Source organism: Thermosynechococcus sp. PP555 (assembly GCF_031583225.1).
Lineage (GTDB): Bacteria > Cyanobacteriota > Cyanobacteriia > Thermosynechococcales > Thermosynechococcaceae > Thermosynechococcus.
In genome coordinates this window covers 646,507-664,103 of record NZ_CP134168.1, presented here as the reverse complement: position 1 = coordinate 664,103, position 17,597 = coordinate 646,507, and the positions used below count along the sequence as shown (strand labels likewise).

The 17,597-nt window shown below is 53.7% G+C and carries 19 protein-coding genes and 1 tRNA gene; 8 read left to right on the top strand and 12 right to left on the bottom strand.

The features are described from left to right. Positions 1-133 precede the first annotated feature (133 nt). The 4 genes from petJ to RHH27_RS03080 all read right to left on the bottom strand — a co-directional run bounded on the left by petJ (position 134) and on the right by RHH27_RS03080 (position 1,848). A complete protein-coding gene (gene petJ, locus RHH27_RS03095; protein ID WP_302678817.1) occupies positions 134-472 on the bottom strand; it encodes a cytochrome c6 PetJ in 339 nt (112 codons plus the stop codon). Between the two features lie 99 nt (positions 473-571). Then, entirely contained in the window at positions 572-1,099 is a 528-nt protein-coding gene (gene psbV2, locus RHH27_RS03090; protein WP_206201023.1) for a photosystem II cytochrome PsbV2, read from the bottom strand. A 29-nt stretch (positions 1,100-1,128) separates the two neighbouring features. After that, complete coding sequence (gene psbV / locus RHH27_RS03085; protein ID WP_302676857.1) at positions 1,129-1,620, bottom strand: photosystem II cytochrome c-550; 492 nt, start codon at positions 1,618-1,620, stop codon at positions 1,129-1,131. A 21-nt stretch (positions 1,621-1,641) separates the two neighbouring features. Continuing rightward, positions 1,642-1,848, bottom strand: a complete 207-nt coding sequence (locus tag RHH27_RS03080; RefSeq protein WP_206201021.1) for a translation initiation factor IF-2 — start codon at positions 1,846-1,848, stop codon at positions 1,642-1,644. A 143-nt stretch (positions 1,849-1,991) separates the two neighbouring features. Here RHH27_RS03080 and RHH27_RS03075 point away from each other — a divergent pair, with 143 nt between their 5' ends. The 5 genes from RHH27_RS03075 (at position 1,992) to RHH27_RS03055 (ending at position 6,825) form a co-directional block, all read left to right on the top strand. Next, positions 1,992-3,281 (top strand): glucose-1-phosphate adenylyltransferase, encoded by a 1,290-nt coding sequence (locus tag RHH27_RS03075; protein ID WP_302676858.1) that lies wholly within the window; start codon positions 1,992-1,994, stop codon positions 3,279-3,281. Between the two features lie 193 nt (positions 3,282-3,474). Continuing rightward, positions 3,475-4,659: an NAD(P)H-quinone oxidoreductase subunit H gene (locus RHH27_RS03070; RefSeq protein WP_149820368.1), complete on the top strand. Its 1,185-nt coding sequence runs from the start codon at positions 3,475-3,477 to the stop codon at positions 4,657-4,659. Positions 4,660-4,688: 29 nt separating this feature from the next. Beyond that, positions 4,689-5,273, top strand: coding sequence for a peroxiredoxin family protein (locus RHH27_RS03065; protein ID WP_302678816.1), 585 nt, complete (start codon positions 4,689-4,691; stop codon positions 5,271-5,273). A gap of 38 nt (positions 5,274-5,311) precedes the next feature. Further along, positions 5,312-5,385 (top strand) — tRNA-Arg (locus RHH27_RS03060). A 51-nt stretch (positions 5,386-5,436) separates the two neighbouring features. Beyond that, a complete protein-coding gene (locus RHH27_RS03055) occupies positions 5,437-6,825 on the top strand; it encodes a GTP-binding protein (RefSeq protein WP_302678815.1) in 1,389 nt (462 codons plus the stop codon). On the opposite strand, the gene RHH27_RS03050 is transcribed toward RHH27_RS03055, so the two are convergent. From RHH27_RS03050 to RHH27_RS03040, 3 genes are read right to left on the bottom strand one after another with little or no spacing between them, the layout of a single operon-like run. After that, the gene (locus RHH27_RS03050) at positions 6,818-8,092 is read right to left on the bottom strand and encodes an FGGY-family carbohydrate kinase (RefSeq protein WP_302678814.1); all 1,275 of its coding nucleotides are present in this window, start codon (positions 8,090-8,092) and stop codon (positions 6,818-6,820) included. The genes RHH27_RS03055 and RHH27_RS03050 overlap by 8 nt on opposite strands. A gap of 15 nt (positions 8,093-8,107) precedes the next feature. Further along, entirely contained in the window at positions 8,108-8,590 is a 483-nt protein-coding gene (locus RHH27_RS03045; RefSeq protein WP_206201016.1) for a CRR6 family NdhI maturation factor, read from the bottom strand. 29 nt (positions 8,591-8,619) lie between these two features. After that, positions 8,620-8,862, bottom strand: coding sequence for a NifU family protein (locus RHH27_RS03040; RefSeq protein ID WP_206201015.1), 243 nt, complete (start codon positions 8,860-8,862; stop codon positions 8,620-8,622). Between the two features lie 183 nt (positions 8,863-9,045). Here RHH27_RS03040 and efp point away from each other — a divergent pair, with 183 nt between their 5' ends. From efp to ilvB, 3 genes are all read left to right on the top strand, one after another. Then, entirely contained in the window at positions 9,046-9,603 is a 558-nt protein-coding gene (gene efp, locus RHH27_RS03035) for an elongation factor P (RefSeq protein ID WP_149820380.1), read from the top strand. An 11-nt stretch (positions 9,604-9,614) separates the two neighbouring features. Further along, positions 9,615-10,094, top strand: a complete 480-nt coding sequence (gene accB, locus RHH27_RS03030) for an acetyl-CoA carboxylase biotin carboxyl carrier protein (protein ID WP_206201594.1) — start codon at positions 9,615-9,617, stop codon at positions 10,092-10,094. Positions 10,095-10,270: 176 nt separating this feature from the next. Further along, the gene (ilvB, locus tag RHH27_RS03025) at positions 10,271-12,079 is read left to right on the top strand and encodes a biosynthetic-type acetolactate synthase large subunit (protein WP_302677323.1); all 1,809 of its coding nucleotides are present in this window, start codon (positions 10,271-10,273) and stop codon (positions 12,077-12,079) included. Here ilvB and RHH27_RS03020 read toward each other — a convergent pair. The 5 genes from RHH27_RS03020 to RHH27_RS03000 all read right to left on the bottom strand — a co-directional run bounded on the left by RHH27_RS03020 (position 12,076) and on the right by RHH27_RS03000 (position 17,554). Next, positions 12,076-13,245, bottom strand: a complete 1,170-nt coding sequence (locus RHH27_RS03020; protein WP_302678813.1) for a glycoside hydrolase family 10 protein — start codon at positions 13,243-13,245, stop codon at positions 12,076-12,078. The genes ilvB and RHH27_RS03020 overlap by 4 nt on opposite strands. Before the next feature lie 3 nt (positions 13,246-13,248). Further along, entirely contained in the window at positions 13,249-13,896 is a 648-nt protein-coding gene (locus tag RHH27_RS03015; RefSeq protein ID WP_302677321.1) for an energy-coupling factor ABC transporter ATP-binding protein, read from the bottom strand. A 3-nt stretch (positions 13,897-13,899) separates the two neighbouring features. Beyond that, the gene (locus RHH27_RS03010) at positions 13,900-15,174 is read right to left on the bottom strand and encodes a dihydrolipoamide acetyltransferase family protein (RefSeq protein ID WP_206201011.1); all 1,275 of its coding nucleotides are present in this window, start codon (positions 15,172-15,174) and stop codon (positions 13,900-13,902) included. A 65-nt stretch (positions 15,175-15,239) separates the two neighbouring features. After that, positions 15,240-15,686, bottom strand: a complete 447-nt coding sequence (locus RHH27_RS03005; RefSeq protein ID WP_206201010.1) for a YlqD family protein — start codon at positions 15,684-15,686, stop codon at positions 15,240-15,242. A 5-nt stretch (positions 15,687-15,691) separates the two neighbouring features. After that, positions 15,692-17,554, bottom strand: a complete 1,863-nt coding sequence (locus tag RHH27_RS03000) for a long-chain fatty acid--CoA ligase (protein ID WP_310742755.1) — start codon at positions 17,552-17,554, stop codon at positions 15,692-15,694. Positions 17,555-17,597: the final 43 nt, after the last annotated feature.

The window sequence follows — 17,597 nt, the reverse complement described above, 5'->3', positions numbered from 1 at the left end:
GAGAGGATTCCCTAGGGGATGCAGAACACAACATCTATCTTTGCAGGACTTGGAGGGCAGTCACAGAATAAAAAAAGGATGTAGCACCTACGCCTACACCCTTCATCAATCGTTTTTTCAGACGGTGGCAATCTTAGCCTGCCCAACCCTTGGCGGCTTGATCGAGCACGTAGGCAGCCACATCTTGAATTTGTTCATCGGTGAGACGACCAGCAAAAGCGGGCATGGCATTTTTGCCGTGCTGCACTTGGTAGATAATGGCATCCTCGGAGTACATGCCAAATTGCTCAAGGGCTTCTTTTTTCAGGGTTTTGTTGGCCATCACCACATTGCCACCCCCCATGTGACAGGCTGCACAGTTGCCGCTAAAGACTTTGGCACCATTGGCTAAATCTGCTGCAAAGGCCGCAGGGGTGAGGCTGACAAACAGCGCGATCGCGATCGCGCAAACACGAATGAATAGCTTTTTCAACGGAGTTCTCCTTTCATGGAATGCGTCAGGGTATGGATAAAGCCCCAAAAATCAAGGGGTGCAAGGTTCACCAAAGGTCAGTGTAGCAAAGTTCCCAACCTAGGGGACACTGTCCGGAAAGCTTTCTACGCCCCAACCGGGCGCCACGGCTGCCGCTCGCAAAATAAAGGCAGCTAAGGTCTCAAGCTGTTCCGTGGTCAACCAGTCCTCACTCACGCGGCGGCAGGAATAACTCTCTTCGCTGCCATCGTACGATCTCGGCGATCGCTGGAAGGCCACCAGACTGGTAATTGTATCCCGTGGGGGGGTGGCTCCCTTGAGATCCTTCAGGGAGAGGGAGACCAACGGATTGGGGAGTGTACTGCCGCCAACGTGGCAGTTTTTGCAGTTTTCCTCAAAGAGCCGTTTCCCACGGGTCAAGTCCACGGCTGTAAAGGTTTTGGTCTCACCGCCGTCATTGAGGGGCAGTTCCACCGTATCTGTGACCTTCAGGTATTGGATCACATAGTTATCTACCCCAGAGGCCGCCAGCGCCGTTGCCGGGGCGATCGCCCAGCCCAGCAGCAAGAACAGTAGGCCACTGCAGAGCCAGACAACAGGCCGAAGCCGAGAGTGAGGTTGGTGCATGAGTTGGGAAGATCCTTCTTGAGTTGTGACTAGTAGTAAATTTTACCGCCTCCCCATTTATCCCCAAGAATCTTGGGTTCGACGAGGATGTGACCGGCGATCGCCACCAGATCTTTTTCGTTCAAATTCCGCATTTTGGGAAAAATGTCGGCACTGCGCAGACTGGGGTGCACCTCAGCAATTTCTTGCTCACCATCGTAGGTGGTGGGGTTTTTCATATAGTCCACCAAGCTTTCGATGTTATCCCGTGGCGGTGTGGCCAAAGCCAGGGTTTCAGTGCGCAAATCCAAATTGGGGTTGGTTTTGGTGATCCCCCCCACATGGCAGGAGGCGCAAGCATACTGGAAGAGACGCTTACCCTCAAAGTATTGCTTTTCCGTCAGGGTAATGGTTTTTCCTTCACTGTTGAGGGGAACGGTCAGGACGTCAGGGGTCAGTTCAGCGGCCAGTGCTGTACCTAGGGTCAGTTGCCAGAGGCAGAGGCAAAGGGCGACCGCAAGCCAAATGGATTTTCTTAACATAGTTCTCCCAATAAGCAGGTCTTACGAGTGCGGTGATGTGTCCCGTTGATCGGTCGGTGTAGCAGAGTCCGTCAAAGCCAAAATGATTGCTTTGGCATCTTCAAGGGGCAGGCGCGTTTGCGGACTGGTATAGCGAATACCCAAGCGATCGCACAACCCACAGACGGTTTCGACCGAGACGCCGTAGTCCGCTGCCAAATCAGCGATCGCAATATCCACAAATCCCATGCTGCTACTCTCCGCTTGGGATCAACGACCAAGTATCATTATCATGCCATTGCGCGGCTTCTTTACCAAAAAGCGTCCCCTTCGCAAAGAGAAGTGCCACCACAGCGTACACTGTTGATGTGGCCGTTCAGATGGAGTTTTCAATGAAACGAGTCTTGGCGATTATCCTTGGGGGCGGTGCCGGCACACGTCTCTATCCCTTGACCAAGCGTCGAGCCAAGCCTGCGGTTCCCCTTGCTGGAAAATATCGCCTCATTGATATTCCTGTGAGCAATTGCATCAACTCCGAAATCAATAACATTTACGTCCTTACCCAATTCAACTCGGCCTCCCTCAACCGTCATATTGCTCGTACCTATACCTTCCCCGGCTTGACGGGCGGCTTTGTCGAAGTGTTAGCAGCGCAACAAACCCCAGAAAATCCCAACTGGTTTCAGGGCACTGCCGATGCGGTGCGTCAATACCTGTGGCTGTTAGCCGATTGGGACGTGGATGAATACCTGATTCTTTCAGGAGATCACCTCTACCGCATGGACTATCGCCTTTTTGTGCAGCGCCATCGCGAAACGGGCGCCGATATTACCCTCTCCGTCTTGCCCGTCGATGAAAAAGCCGCCTCTGGCTTTGGCTTGATTAAGGTAGATGGCACAGGGCGAGTTATTGAATTCCGCGAAAAACCCAGCGGTGATGCCCTACGGGATATGCGCGTGGACACAACCCGCTATGGCCTTAGTGCCGAGGAAGCCCATCGCAAACCCTACATTGCCTCAATGGGGATTTATGTCTTTAAGCGGCAAGTGCTGATTGATCTGCTGCAACAGATGGCCGATGCCACGGACTTTGGCAAGGAAATCATTCCCGCTGCGACCCGTTCTCATCTTGTCCAAACCTACGTCTTTAATGGCTACTGGGAAGATATTGGCACGATTGGATCCTTCTACGAGGCTAACCTTGCCCTCACCCAACAACCCCAACCACCCTTTAGCTTCTACGACGAAAACGCCCCCATCTACACCCGTCCCCGCTATTTACCCCCCAGTAAGATTCTCAGTTGCACGATCACCGAGTCAATCATTAGCGAGGGCTGCATTCTTAAGGAATGCCAAGTTCACCATTCCGTTTTGGGGGTGAGATCGCGCGTAGAATCCGGTTGTGTCATTGATCATTCCCTGCTGATGGGCGCCGACTACTACCAAGACTCGGCGCAGCGCAGCCAGCTCCTGTTGCAACATAAAATTCCCATCGGCATTGGTGCCAACAGTGTCATTCGCGGGGCAATTGTCGATAAAAATGCCTCCATTGGCCACGATGTCAAAATCATCAACAAAGACCATGTTGAAGAATCCAACCGTGAAGATCAAGGATTTTATATCCGCAGCGGGGTGGTGGTGATTATCAAAAATGCCATGATCCCCGATGGCACCGTTATCTAAGCCATAAGCAAATTTGAATTGGCAAGCGGGGAAAACCTGTGTAGCATATCAAAAGAACAGCCCTTTTCACAGATGGAACAGGCTTAAAACCGCGAAAGCCACTATGGGAGGAAATTGCACTCCCTTCATGTATGCCACATTTTAGAAAAGGGCTGTAAAGTAAGCGTCCAACCCTCTAGCGGAACTGCCATCTATGCCCACGATAGAGACTCGCACAGAACCCATGGTCATCAACATGGGGCCGCACCATCCCTCAATGCACGGGGTCTTGCGGTTAATGGTGACCCTTGATGGCGAAGATGTGATTGACTGCGAGCCGGTGATTGGCTACCTCCATCGCGGCATGGAGAAAATTGCTGAAAACCGCACCAACATTATGTTCATCCCCTACGTGAGTCGTTGGGACTACGCCGCCGGGATGTTTAACGAAGCGGTTACCGTCAACGCTCCCGAAAAGTTGGCTGGTATTCCTGTGCCCAAACGCGCCAGCTATATCCGCGTAATCATGCTGGAGTTGAACCGCATTGCCAATCACCTGCTGTGGTTAGGCCCCTTCTTGGCGGATGTCGGTGCCCAGACACCCTTTTTCTACATCTTCCGTGAGCGGGAATACATCTACGATCTCTTTGAAGCTGCCACAGGCATGCGCTTCATCAACAACAACTACTTCCGCATGGGGGGAGTGGCCGCCGACCTCACCTATGGCTGGGTAACCAAGTGCCGCGACTTTTGCGATTACTTCCTGCCCAAAGTGGATGAGTACGAGCGCCTGATCACCAACAACCCCATCTTTGTGCGTCGCTTACAGGGGGTGGGCAAAATTAGCCGTGAGGATGCCATCAACTGGGGGCTATCGGGGCCGATGCTCCGTGCCTCTGGGGTGAAGTGGGATCTGCGCAAGGTGGATCACTACGAGTGCTATGACGACTTTGACTGGGATGTACCTGTGGCCACAGAAGGTGATTGCCTTGCCCGCTACATTGTCCGTATTCAAGAAATGCGCGAATCGGTGAAAATCATTCGCCAAGCCTTGGATGGTTTGCCCGGTGGTCCCTACGAAAACCTCGAAGCCAAGCGGATGCTCGAGGGTGCCAAGTCGGAGTGGAATGGCTTTGACTACCAATACATCGGCAAGAAGCTGGCTCCCACCTTCAAAATTCCCAAAGGCGAACACTATGTGCGGGTTGAATCGGGGAAAGGGGAGCTAGGGATTTACCTGATTGGCGATGATAATGTTTTCCCTTGGCGCTGGAAGATTCGTCCACCGGATTTCAATAACCTGCAAGTCCTGCCCCAGTTGCTCAAGGGGATGAAAGTGGCGGATATTGTTGCTATCCTTGGCAGTATCGATGTGATTATGGGATCTGTCGATCGCTAGGAAAATGTTGAGCCACCAGCGAGGGCGCCATGGCTGTTCAATTACCGTTTTTTACCTCCACCAACTTCAGTGGCCTCTTTAATGAGCGGTTTTGGCAGAACGCGTGGCCACTGCCACCCCAAAATCAACTACAGCGGGGTGCAGTGGTTCCTGATTGGGAGCTACCCGGCGTAGGGCTAACCGTGCCCGTGCGCTTCTCAACGGTGTGGCAAGAGCAGCCGCTCCTACTGGTGTTTACTCGTATCTTTACGGAGCATCAATACTGTCCGCTGTGCTACCCCTATCTCAAGGCCTTGAATGAACACTATGAAACATTCCAAGGCAAGGGAGTAGCCGTTCTTGTGATCACCAGTACCGATGCCCAGCAAAGTCAAAAGGTCAAGGACGATATGGCCTTGAAGATGCCCCTGCTCTATGACCCCAGTTGCCAAGTCTTTCGCAAATACCGCACGGGTCAAGCCTTGGGGGCACCACTGCCCGCACAGTTTCTCATTGATCAGGAAGGTAAGCTGCGCTACAAGCATCTCTTCTCGTTTTTAGAACCCAATGCACCCCTAGAGCGCTTGTTTCAGGAAATTGATGCCCTGAGGGCAACAGTGGCGACAGCAGCTTAGGGGCGATCAAAACTCGCTAGGATAGAAGGTATCTCTTTGGGGCTGTAGCTCAGTCGGATAGAGCGAGCGCCTCCTAAGCGCTAGGTCGTGCGTTCAAATCGCACCAGTCCCGTTCTTGCCCTTAGAATAAAAAGCGAATCTTTGTAACGTCAGTGTTGCATCTGTGATAGAGCGATCGCCAGCGAATTCTCTGCTGAAGGAACTTCAAGGCACGATTGATGACCTTGATGATTATCAAAGCGCCCGCAGCTATGAAGCGGCCAAAAGTGCCCTTGAAAAACTCCTGTTCGAGTGCAAAGCGACTGGCAGCGAAAAAGCCTCCCTCGCCCGCGCGATCGCTGACCTCGAAGCAATGCTCGACAAGCTCCACTATGGTGTCGTGCAAATTGCCGTCTTTGGTATGGTGGGGCGGGGAAAGTCCTCCCTACTAAATGCGCTGCTAGGGGAACCCTACTTTGCGACTGGGCCGATTCATGGCGTCACTCAAGAAGAAGCCAGTGCCCTGTGGCAAATTTCGGAAGCTCAGCGTGGCAATCCCATCCGCCTCATTGATACACCGGGGTTAGACGAAGTCAATGGCGCCGCACGGGAGCAACTGGCACGGGAGGTAGCAGCCCAAGCGGATTTGATTCTCTTTGTCATTGCCGGGGATTTGACCCGTCTTGAGTACCAAGCCCTCAGTGAGTTGCGGCAGGCAGGCAAGCCGATGATTCTAGTGTTTAACAAAGTGGATCAGTATCCAGAGGCGGATCGCGAGGCCATCTATAACAAAATCCGCGATGAGCGCGTCAAAGAACTCCTCTCCCCCGAAGAGATTGTCATGGTAGCGGCAGCGCCCCTTGTCCCCCAAGTGAATCGCGATCGCCAAGGACGAGTACAGGTGAAAATGACCGTCGGTGCTCCCCAAGTGGAACCCCTGAAGCAAAAGATCTTGGAGGTGCTCAATCGCGAAGGGAAGGCTCTGATTGCCCTGAACTCAATGCTTTTTGCCAATAAAGTCAGTGAAGAATTAGCCCGCTACAAGCTGGAACTGCGGGATCAGGAGGCCAACCAACTGATTTGGAAAGGAGCTGTCGCCAAGGCGCTGGCGATCGCCCTCAACCCCGTCACCGTGCTCGATATGGTCAGCAGTGCCGTCATTGACTTGACCACGATTCAACTACTCTCGCGCCTCTACGGCATTGAACTCACAGAAGCAGGCGCCAGGGAGCTATTACAAACAATCGCCCTCGCCATGGGCAGCATCAGTTTAGGGGAATTTGCTGTCAACTTAGGACTCAGTTCCCTCAAGGGACTGTTGGGATTAGCTACGCCCATGAGTGGCGGCATTGCCTTTGGCCCTTACCTCTCAGTCGCCATGACCCAAGCGGGGATTGCTGGCTTTGCCTCCTATACGATGGGACAAGTAGCCAAAACCTACTTTGCCAACGGCGCAGGCTGGGGAACTGCTGGGCCGAAAACCGTAGTGCAACAAATCCTCAGCCAGTTGGATCAGCGCCATATCCTCAATCGGCTGAAGTCAGAAATTCAGGCCCAACTCTACCCTAGTTAAAATTCAGGCCTGCTTGAGCCAGACGGGCGGCGCCATAGGCGGCCTCTGTTTGAGGTGAAACGGCCACGGGAACCCCTAGGTATTGCTGGCGGAGGGCTAACCATGCGGGATTACGGGCACCGCCCCCCGCCGTCCAGACCCGTTTCAAGGGCGAGGCACCCAGACGTTGTAATTGTTGATAGCCTTGGGCTTCAATGCGGCTGAGACTTTCGAGAAGTCCCTGCAAAAAGAGGCGAGGGTCGTCGGGTCGGGGTTCTAGGCGCGGTTCAAGATGCGGATCGTTGATGGGAAAGCGCTCACCCCGCTTGAGCAGAGGATAGTAGTCCAACCCCGTGGGTTGATTGACATCTATTTGGGCGCTGAGGCGCTCTAGTTCCGCTGGGGTAAAAAACTGGGCTAAAATTGCGGCGCCACAGTTGGAGGCACCCCCGACTAGCCAGCGATCGCCTACGGCGCGCGAGCTGCGATCGCCCAAGCGATGACTGTAGATACCTGCTGCCAAATCCTCTACCCTAGAGGCACTCAAGAGCTTGAGCACAAGGGTTGACCCCAAAGATGTCACCGCCTCACCCACCTCCGAGGCACCACTCGCTAAAAAGGCGGCAATGCTATCGGTGGTACCGGCACACACCTCACACTCTAAAGACAAGCCTAAATCGGTGGCTGTGACCTTTCCCAGAACTGTACCGGGGGGAATGACCTTAGGGAGCAGGGGCTGCAAGGACGCAAGCGTGGGGTGGCTGAACCAGTCGGGGTAAGCTTCCTTTGCCGGGTCATAGCCCAACTTCAGGGCATTGTGCCAGTCGGAAATGCCCAGTTGACCATGGAGCAAAAAGGCCAGCCAATCCGCTTGGTGTACCAAAACAGCGTTGACCGTGGGGTAATGGGTCTGGAGCCACAACAGCTTAACGAGACTACTGGTGGCACTCAGGACTAGGTGATCCGTGGTTAAAATCTGCCGCAGCGTTTGAACCTGATCTTGGGCGCGATCGTCGTTGTAGAGGAGAACGGGTGAGCAGGGCTGCCCCTGAGCATCACAGAGGAAAACGGTGCTAGAGGTGGCATCAATAGCAATCCGCTGAATTTGCTGACGGATAGCGCTTGGAATATCTAAAATCAACGCCCGCAGAGTTGCCGCCCATTCTTGGGGGCGATCGGGCTGGTGCAACGGACGACGGGCAGTGGCGAGAATCTTGCCTTCAGGATCGATGGCGATCGCCCGCGCTCCCGAGGTACCAAAATCAATCCCCAGTGCGATGACCGCCATAGCGCTAGGGAGCCTTCAAAACTCAAGGAGGTCAAAAAGAGCCGTATCTAGCTCATAGCCAAACATCGCTGCCATGCCTTTAATTTTTTCAGCAGCAGGATAGCCCTGTCCCTGAAGCCATTGCCAAAGGGTAAAGACCTTGGCCATCACAAAGATATCAAGGGCTTGGGGGTTAAAGATAATGCCCTGCTGCGGATGAAATTCGTGGGGCACCAGCATTGCCCCATAGCGCACCAACTCACCTGCTGACCAATCGAGTAAATAGGGCAACCATGGGTAGCAGACATCAGCACGAATGAACCAAAGGCGCACAGCTGGCAATTCCGAAAGCTCTAGATCAGGTTCATCCGCTGGCCGAGGATAATCAATAAGAAAACGCAGCGCTTGGTGATGCTCTAAAAGCCGCCGCTCTGCAATCAGAGGAGCAAGGACTTGTTGCAGGGGAGATAAATCGAGACGATCAATCTGATCTGGCGTTAACTGGATCGCGATCGCCACGTTCTATCTCTCCCCAGCAGCCAGCGAGATTAAAGAACCTGTTGGACTTCAGCAATCTCTGGAATCGCTTCTTTTAACTTGCGCTCAATACCCATGCGCAGTGTCATCGTCGAACTGGGACAAGCACCACAGGCACCCTGTAAGCGCAGCCGTACCACCGGCCCTTCGATTTCCACCAATTCCACATTACCGCCATCGGCCATCAGGTAAGGACGGAGCTCATCAAGGACTTTTTCGACGTTTTCTTGACTGAGTTCAAGGGTTGCAGCCATTGTTAGTGTCCTTGGATCATGAATGAGATTAACAGCTTCAGTTTATCATCCCCATGGGCGATCGCCCTTTGGGAATTGCAAGGGATGGCAATGGATCTGACTCTAGGGAAATCTGCTGAACAATGTTTAGGAAGGGCAACGCTCAAGGATACAATAATAGCTTGGTGAACTGCACGGTAGGACATGATTTCCAGTAATGATTTTCGCCCCGGTGTAAGTATTGAGCTGGATGGTGCCGTCTGGCGAGTCGTCGAATTTTTGCACGTCAAACCCGGTAAAGGCTCAGCCTTTGTGCGCACAAAATTGAAGAATGTGCAAACGGGCAACGTGATTGAGCGCACCTTCCGCGCCGGCGAGACCGTTCCCCAAGCCACCCTTGAAAAACGCACCATGCAGCATACCTACAAAGATGGCGAAGACTATGTCTTTATGGACATGGAAAGCTATGAAGAGGCTCGCCTCACGCCCGCACAAATGGGCGATCGCGCCAAGTATCTCAAAGAAGGCATGGAAGTCAATATTGTCAAATGGGGTGAGCAAGTCCTTGAGGTGGAGCTACCCAACTCCGTTGTTTTAGAAGTGGTGCAAACCGATCCGGGGGTTAAAGGGGATACTGCCACTGGTGGATCGAAACCCGCCATTGTCGAAACCGGTGCCCAAGTCATGGTACCGTTATTTATCTCTGTCGGCGAGCGGATTCGCATTGATACTCGCTCAGATACGTATCTTGGCCGCGAATAGGAGTAATGGGTGTGGAGCTTGACCTCAACCAAGTACGCGAACTGCTACTAATGTTTGACCAAACCAGCGTCACCGAACTCAACCTTAAGAGTGGCGAACTGGAACTTCAACTCCGCAAGCGTGAGCAGATCAGTGGCAGCGCCCCCGTGGTTGTGGCTCCAGCTCCTGCATCAACCGTCACGCCCACCCCTGTGCCCCCTCCAGCTGTTACCCCCGATCCGGAACCAACGCCACCTCCCGCCAACCGTAAAACCGTGGATATTGTGGCGCCAATGGTAGGTACCTTTTATCGTGCCCCTGCTCCCGATGAACCCCCTTTTGTCGAAGTGGGCGATACAGTCAAAAAAGGCCAAGTGGTTTGCATCATTGAAGCCATGAAGCTGATGAATGAAATTGAAGCCGAAGTTAATGGCCAAGTGGTGGAAATTTTGGTGCAAAATGCTGAACCAATTGAGTATGGCCAAACCTTAATGCGCATTTTACCTAACTAAATCAACAGCGTTCTTTCAGCAAGGAGAGGCAGCTACTAATTGCAAAGATATGTTAAGCATTGAGGAGTTTAAGGCCAAGAATTCAATGCTTTCAAGCCTTTGCGCTCTTGCCGAGACCCTAATTGAAAAATTAGAATTTAGAAACATCTACCACCACTGCCTGACGAGGTTGGCCTGTGCAAGCAACTGGAGCATACATTCTTATTGATACCCTATGCCGTCACGGCGTTAAGCATATTTTTGGCTATCCTGGTGGCGCAATCTTACCGATTTATGATGAACTGTACCGTGCTGAGTCAAAGGGAATCATTCAGCACATTCTGGTACGCCACGAACAGGGGGCAGCCCATGCCGCTGACGGCTACGCTCGTGCCACAGGTCAAGTGGGGGTGTGTTTTGGTACTTCAGGGCCGGGGGCGACGAACTTAGTGACAGGCATTGCCACAGCCCACATGGATTCCATTCCGCTGCTGGTAATTACCGGTCAGGTGCCTCGCTCCGCCATTGGTACCGATGCCTTTCAGGAAACGGATATCTTTGGCATTACGCTGCCGATTGTCAAGCACTCCTACGTCGTGCGCGAAGCCAAGGACATGGCACGGATTGTTGCTGAAGCCATTTACATTGCCACCACCGGTCGGCCAGGGCCTGTGCTTGTGGATATTCCCAAGGATGTCGGCCTAGAAGTCTGTGAGTATGAACCGATCGAGCCGGGGCAAGTCAAGCTAAGGGGCTATCGTCCCACGATTCGCGGCAATGTCCGCCAAATTGCCCAAGCGGTTCAACTGATTCGTGAGGCCAAGCGACCCTTGCTCTATGTGGGCGGCGGTGCAATTACAGCGGGTGCTCACGAGGAGGTGCTCAGGTTAGCCGAGCTATTCCAGATTCCGGTGACAACAACCCTGATGGGCAAGGGGGCGTTTCCTGAGTCCCATCCCCTCTCCGTGGGTATGTTGGGGATGCATGGCACCGCCTATGCCAACTTTGCCGTCAGTGAGTGTGATCTATTAATTGCCGTGGGGGCGCGGTTTGACGATCGCGTCACCGGTAAGCTGGATGAATTTGCCTCCCGCGCTAAGGTGATTCACATTGACATTGATCCTGCCGAGGTGGGCAAAAACCGCGTGCCGGATGTGCCGATTGTTGGCAGCGTTAAACCGGTGCTGCAGCAACTCCTCAAGCACATTGAAGACAGTGGTGAAGCCATTGAACCCGTCACCCAAGCGTGGCTCGAGCGCATCAAGGTCTGGAAAGAGGACTATCCCCTTGTCGTGCCGCAGCCCAGTGGTGAACTCTCACCCCAAGAGGTGATTGTTGCCTTTGGCCGCCATGCGCCTGATGCCTACTACACGACTGATGTGGGTCAGCACCAGATGTGGGCAGCGCAATTCCTGAAAAATGGCCCTCGGCGTTGGATCTCCAGTGCTGGCTTGGGCACGATGGGCTTTGGCATGCCCGCAGCAATGGGGGTGAAGGTGGCACTACCCGATCAACAGGTGATCTGTATTAGTGGCGATGCCAGTTTTCAAATGAATTCCCAAGAGTTGGCCACATTGGCTCAGTACGGTATTGCTGTCAAGACGGTGATTATTAACAATTTTTGGCAGGGAATGGTGCGCCAGTGGCAGCAAGCCTTTTACGAGGAGCGTTATTCCCATTCCAATATGGCCAAGGGGATGCCCGATTTTGTGAAATTGGCGGAGGCCTACGGGGTTAAGGGGTTGCGGGTGAGCGATCGCCACGATTTGGATGCAATTGTCCAAGAGGTTTTGGCCTACGATGGCCCCGTGCTACTGGATGCCCATGTCACCCGCGATGAAAATTGCTACCCGATGGTGGCCCCCGGCAAGGCCAACTCCCAAATGCTGGGGCTGCCGGAACGGAAGGTGCTGGAAAAGGCTGCCGAATTGATCTACTGCGCCAACTGTGGGGCAAAGACAATTTCGACCCATCGCTTTTGTCCAGAGTGCGGCAGTAAGCTCTAGGGAGTTGGACAGGCTTGAGCAAACAATCGCCTTGGCAGGGGCTGGCGAAAATGGAAGCGAAGTGTATTTTGGCGGCGATCGCGCGGTTCAGGACCACGCCCCCATAACGTCTCAAAGGAGAAAAAGGACACCCCTAACCCTGATCGCAGCGCGGCTTCTACCTTAGCATCCACCAGTTCGATGGGCACAGGGTTGGTACGTAGCCCTGTAAGGACACCAACGGCGGTGGGAATTTTGGCTTGGGCGTGGAGCATCTCCGGCTGAGTCAACTGCTGTACAAAGCTGGCAAGATTGTAGCGATAGACTTGTACAATCACTTCATCGAGGAGTCCGAGGGCGACCCACTGCGGCCAATCTTGGAGAAATGTCTGGTAGGCGGTGGGCAATGTGGTCGGTGAGACGGAAAAAATGGCATTGGGAAATTCTTGTTTGACCTGCTGCCGCAACGTTTGCACAAAGGCGGTGAGTTTGTCGGCACGCCAGCGCATCCAGTCGGGATCACGGGGATTCTCGGGAACGGGGTTTTGGGTTTCCTGCTGATAGAGGGCACGGGTGTAGTCATCATAGCCAAACTCCACGGGCAGGCTGAGGTGGTCATCAAACTGTACACCATCCACTGGATACTGCCGCAGCACCTCAAGGACAATACTAGTGAGAAAGGCTTGTACCTGCGGATGAAAGGGATTGAGCCACGCCACTTCCCCGGCCGCCGTTAAGCGAGTGGTTTGACCATTGACCCCTTGGGTAAGCCAGTCTGGATGGCCAAGGGCGAGTTCTGAGGTTTCTGGCACCATGAAGCCAAATTCAAACCAAGGAATGACCAAGAGATTACGGCAGTGCGCCTGCTGGGTGAGTTCTCCGAGAATGTCGTAGTCTTGGATTCCCCGCAGGACAAAGGGTTGGATGCCCAGATTCTTGGCCGTGGCACTGGGGAAACTGACATAGCCAGAGTTCCAAACAACGGGATAGAGAGTGTTGAAGTTCAACCGCTGTAAATCATTGAGGGTTGCCTCCAACCGCGGGCGATCGCGCAGGATCGGTAAATCATTGGTTGTCAGCCAGACGCCGCGAATCAGCGTTGAGTTTTTTGCCTGTACTGGCCAAATCGTCCAACACAAACTCCAACAGAAGAGAAAAAATAACAGCCAAACGCGACGATGCAGCATAGGTTACAACGCCAGTGGACGGAGATGTCCTGACTCTAGGAGAAAAATCTGAGTACAGACTCTGCGTAAAAATGCAGGGTCATGACTGACGATGAGACCGGGGGTGGTATCCGCCTGCAAAAACTCGATCAACGTGCCACAACTTCGCTGATCCAAAAAGGCCGTGGGTTCATCATAGAGAATCAACTGGGGCTGCATGGCTAAAATGCCCGCGATCGCCACCATGCGTTGTTCGCCGCCCGACAGTTGATGGGGCATGCGATTGGCCAAGTGACTGGTTCCTGTCTTGACCAAGGCTTGGTCAACTCGCTGCTGCACTTCTGCGGTCGGACAGCCCAAGTTTTCAGGGCCAAAGGCGACATCCTCGGCCACGGTAGCCCCAATTAACTGATCCGCTGGATGTTGCAGCACGACCCCCACCGCCGGTTGAAACTGTCCAGCCACCACTGACTGTCCCAAGCAGGTGATCGTTCCCCGCTGTGGCGCAAGAACAGCCGCACAGAGCAGCAGAAGTGTGGTTTTGCCAGAACCATTGTCCCCCATGATGCCTAGGCGATCGCTCCCCTGCACCGTGAGATCAATCCCTTGGAGTAGTGAGGGGGTTGCCCCATAGCCAAAATGGAGATCCCTGATTTCCAGCAGGGCAGTCACAGTTTAGAGCGTCAGGGCTTGGGGATTGGTTTCAATCAGTTTCGCCAAATCCTGCAGGAAAGCGGCAGCATCGGCACCATAGATCACACGGTGATCACAGGTGATATTCACCTTCATCTGCCGTTTCACCCCCAGCAGGCCATCCTCGGTGGCAACCACCGTTGGACGCGACGCCCCCACCGCCATAATGGCTCCTTGACCGGGGGTGAGAATGGCGTCGAAGAAGTCAACCCCGAACATGCCTAAATTGGAGAGACTAAAGGTACCTGTGCTGTACTCCTCAGGTTGCAGTTGCTTGGCGCGCGCCCGCTCCACCAAGTCTTTCCAAGTGCGCGAGAGGCTGTAGATGTCAATTTGATCAGCGTTCTTCAACACCGGTGTAATCAGCCCACCCCCCGGCATCGCCACAGCCACAGCAATGTTAATGTCGCGGCGGTATTGAATCCCTTGCTCTGTGTAATAGGCATTCATGATCGGGTGTTTTTGCAGCGTCAGGGCGATCGCCTTGGCAAGGAGCGCCGTCATTGTCACCCCTTTTGACTTGATTTGCTGGTACAGCCGATCCAACGCATCCGTTGTAATCGTGTAGGCCACATGGAAGTCGGGAATGCCAAGGCTGGCCACCATATTCCGCACAACGGCATTTTGTAGCGTTGTCAGGGGCACCAGATCCTCTTTGGCGACGACCGGGGCAGTCGCAGGGGGGGCTGTGGGGACAGGGGGTGTCGCTACTGGTGTAACGGGAGTTGCAGGCGCACCAATCAAGGCTTCCACATCAGCGGCGGTAATCCGACCATTGGGGCCCGTTCCCTTGAGCGTCTGCAAATCAATTTTGTGTTCCTTGGCCAATTTGCGGGCACGGGGGGAAGCAATCACTCGCCCAGTAGTTGCAGCGACAGCACTGGGGGGAGAAGCCACTGCCACAGGAGCCGTTGCGGAGCCATTCGTGGTGGCCGCCGCGGTTGTCGTCGTCGGAGTCGCAGCACTCGTGCCGCTACCAAGGGACTTGGCCTTTGCCTCTGCTTCCGCAATTTCTGCTTCTGTTTCTGCCACAAGGCCAATGGTGGAACCGACGGGTGCCACTTCCCCCGCAGGCACGGTAATCACTGCCAAATAGCCGTCGTAGAAGGACTCCACATCCATATCGGCCTTGTCGGATTCTACAATCAGCACGGTTTCCCCTTTGGCCACCTTATCGCCGGGAGATTTCACCCAAGAGACAATTTTGCCTTCGGTCATGGTGGAGCTGAGGGCGGGCATGAACAGTTCACGAATCATAGAGGCTGCTATCCTTGGTTGGCAATCGAGAGGGAGTCAAATTCACTAAAAATGAAAGGTAAAAGTTAGAGCGTGCCGCGAATTTCTTCGATGACGCCATTGCGCAGGAGAATCTCCACCTGCATTTTTTGGATCAAGTTGTCTCCTTTAGTGACATAGAAGAAGTTATCCACCTGCCCTTGATCGACTTCCTGACCCATTTGGAGGCGCTGTACCTGATCGAGTTGCTGCAGAATCAGATTTTTTTGCTGCAACAGTTGCGCCTTTTGATTGTTGGCTTGCCCTTGAACCTCTTGAATGCGGGCATTGATTACGTCTGACGCTTCAGTGCTTTTGCGCAGTTCCTCAATCACCTGCTGCAATTGAAAATCTAACTGCTGAATTTGGCTATCCACTTGATTTAGTTGTGTCTGAAGCTGCCTTTGGGCATCGTCTTTCCACTCGGGAGTGACGATTGCTTTCACCATAATCTGGCGCCGCAGGAGCAGTTTAGTATCCATAGGGTCTGTCATGGAGATTACTCAAACATGGCGTTAATCATATCGCGGTAGCGATCGCTCACGACATGACGGCGAATTTTTAGGGTTTGGGTCAAAAGACCATTCTCTATCGTAAAGGGTTCGAGGACAAAGCGAAATGTGGCAATGCGATCATCTGGGCGATAGCCGGGGCGATTTTGCACTTCCCGCAGCAGTTCTTGGCGGTAGAGATCAATAATCACTTTGCTCTCCAGCGTCACCAGTTCACCCGTGCCCGCTGGTGCCGGTCGGTTCGGCAACTCTAGCCGGTACCCCTTGGCAGCCACCCACTGCTCCAGCGCTTCCAAATTAGGCACAATCAAGGCACCCAAGGCTTTTTGATCTTGACCCACCAGCATAATCTGGTCAATGTAGGCGCTGCGGACACAGGCATCCTCAATGGGCTGCGGTTCAATATTTTCGCCGTTGCTGAGAACAATCGTGTCCTTCTGCCGCCCCGTCAGCACCAAATCGCCATTGGGGGTGAGGTAGCCCAAGTCACCCGTGTCAAGCCAGCCCTCAGCATCCAGCACCTTGGCAGTGGCCTCCGGTTTGTTGTAGTAGCCGCGCATCACTTGTGGCCCTTTGGCCATCACCAGTCCTTTTTGGCCAAACTCAACGGGGGCTTTAGTTTCGGGATCCACAATCTTAATCGCGGTATCGGGAATGGGACGGCCGGCGGAGCCGCGTAGATTTGCCCAAGAGCGGCGAGCGGTCAGTACCACAGCCGTTTCTGTGAGGCCATAGCCCACTAGCACTTCTAGGTTGATGACTTCATAGAATGTGTCCAAATGGGGGGCAAGGGCACCGCCACCACTAATCACCTGTTTAATTTCACCGCCCGTGGCTTCACGAATTTTGCGATAGACACGCTTCTCCCCCAGTTCGTAGAGAGGCTTGAGGAAAAACTGGGCAAGACGCCGCTTTGTGGCCGGGGCATCGCGCAGTTGCTTTTGCACCCCTTCATAAAAGCCTTCCCAGATACGAGGTACGGCAATCAGGTAGTGGGGCTTACACCGTTTTAAGTCATTCTTGAAGTGACGGAGGTTAGTATAGGTTTGGCTACAACCACAGGCAAAGAGAAAGTATTCGGCCACCCGTTCGTAGGCATGCCAAATGGGCAAGATACTGAGAATGCGATCGCCCACCTGCGGTTGCACAATTGCCCAGAGATTGACAATTTGACTCAGTAGCCCCCCATGGGTGACCATCACGCCCTTGGGTTGACCTGTGGTACCGGAGGTGTACATCAGCGTTGCCAAGTCATCGGGGGTAATGGCGACTGCCCGCACTGTGCCATATTGTCCTTCCGTAAAGACTTGACCAAAATTCAAGAGCCGCAGGGGAAAATGCTCAAGTTCTGGGGATTCTGCACTTAAGAGCACAACAGTTTCCACCCCTGTCTCTGCTAAACCCTCTTGAAGTTTGCGCAAGGTGGCCAAGTTTTCAATCAGCAGCAGGGTTGCCCCACTATCACGGAGAATGTAGAGAAGTTCTTGGGCCTCTGCGGTACCACTGCGCACCACATTAATGGCACCGGCCATCATACTGCCTTGATCGGCAATCAGCCAGCGGGGACTATTGTCAGCAAATAAGGCCACGCGATCGCCGGCAGCGACACCCAGCGCTTGTAGGCCAGCAGCAAAGCGTTGAATGCGTTGATAGAGTTCACTGTAGGTAATGCGAGTGGCCGGCTCTTCGTAGGGCGCATCAACAGCAACCACCTCCCCATGGCGTTGCGCTAGGAGAGGCCAAATTTCCGGCAGCGACTGGAGGGTTTTGTAGGCCAAAAAGTGATCGGGTAACGAGGCATCTTGGGGGAGGCCGCCGGGGGGAGTGTAGGTGTAGGCCGCACTGGTCATTGGTTTGGCTCCAGACGCAACACCTAGATAATAAACCCTCAAT

Coding starts and splice junctions, on each gene's coding strand:
- psbV2 (WP_206201023.1), bottom strand. CDS start 1,099: ATGCACCAACCTCACTCTCGGCTTCGGCCTGTTGTCTGGCTCTGCAGT.
- psbV (WP_302676857.1), bottom strand. CDS start 1,620: ATGTTAAGAAAATCCATTTGGCTTGCGGTCGCCCTTTGCCTCTGCCTC.
- RHH27_RS03080 (WP_206201021.1), bottom strand. CDS start 1,848: ATGGGATTTGTGGATATTGCGATCGCTGATTTGGCAGCGGACTACGGC.
- RHH27_RS03075 (WP_302676858.1), top strand. CDS start 1,992: ATGAAACGAGTCTTGGCGATTATCCTTGGGGGCGGTGCCGGCACACGT.
- RHH27_RS03070 (WP_149820368.1), top strand. CDS start 3,475: ATGCCCACGATAGAGACTCGCACAGAACCCATGGTCATCAACATGGGG.
- RHH27_RS03065 (WP_302678816.1), top strand. CDS start 4,689: ATGGCTGTTCAATTACCGTTTTTTACCTCCACCAACTTCAGTGGCCTC.
- RHH27_RS03050 (WP_302678814.1), bottom strand. CDS start 8,092: ATGGCGGTCATCGCACTGGGGATTGATTTTGGTACCTCGGGAGCGCGG.
- RHH27_RS03040 (WP_206201015.1), bottom strand. CDS start 8,862: ATGGCTGCAACCCTTGAACTCAGTCAAGAAAACGTCGAAAAAGTCCTT.
- efp (WP_149820380.1), top strand. CDS start 9,046: ATGATTTCCAGTAATGATTTTCGCCCCGGTGTAAGTATTGAGCTGGAT.
- RHH27_RS03020 (WP_302678813.1), bottom strand. CDS start 13,245: ATGCTGCATCGTCGCGTTTGGCTGTTATTTTTTCTCTTCTGTTGGAGT.
- RHH27_RS03010 (WP_206201011.1), bottom strand. CDS start 15,174: ATGATTCGTGAACTGTTCATGCCCGCCCTCAGCTCCACCATGACCGAA.
- RHH27_RS03005 (WP_206201010.1), bottom strand. CDS start 15,686: ATGACAGACCCTATGGATACTAAACTGCTCCTGCGGCGCCAGATTATG.
- RHH27_RS03000 (WP_310742755.1), bottom strand. CDS start 17,554: ATGACCAGTGCGGCCTACACCTACACTCCCCCCGGCGGCCTCCCCCAA.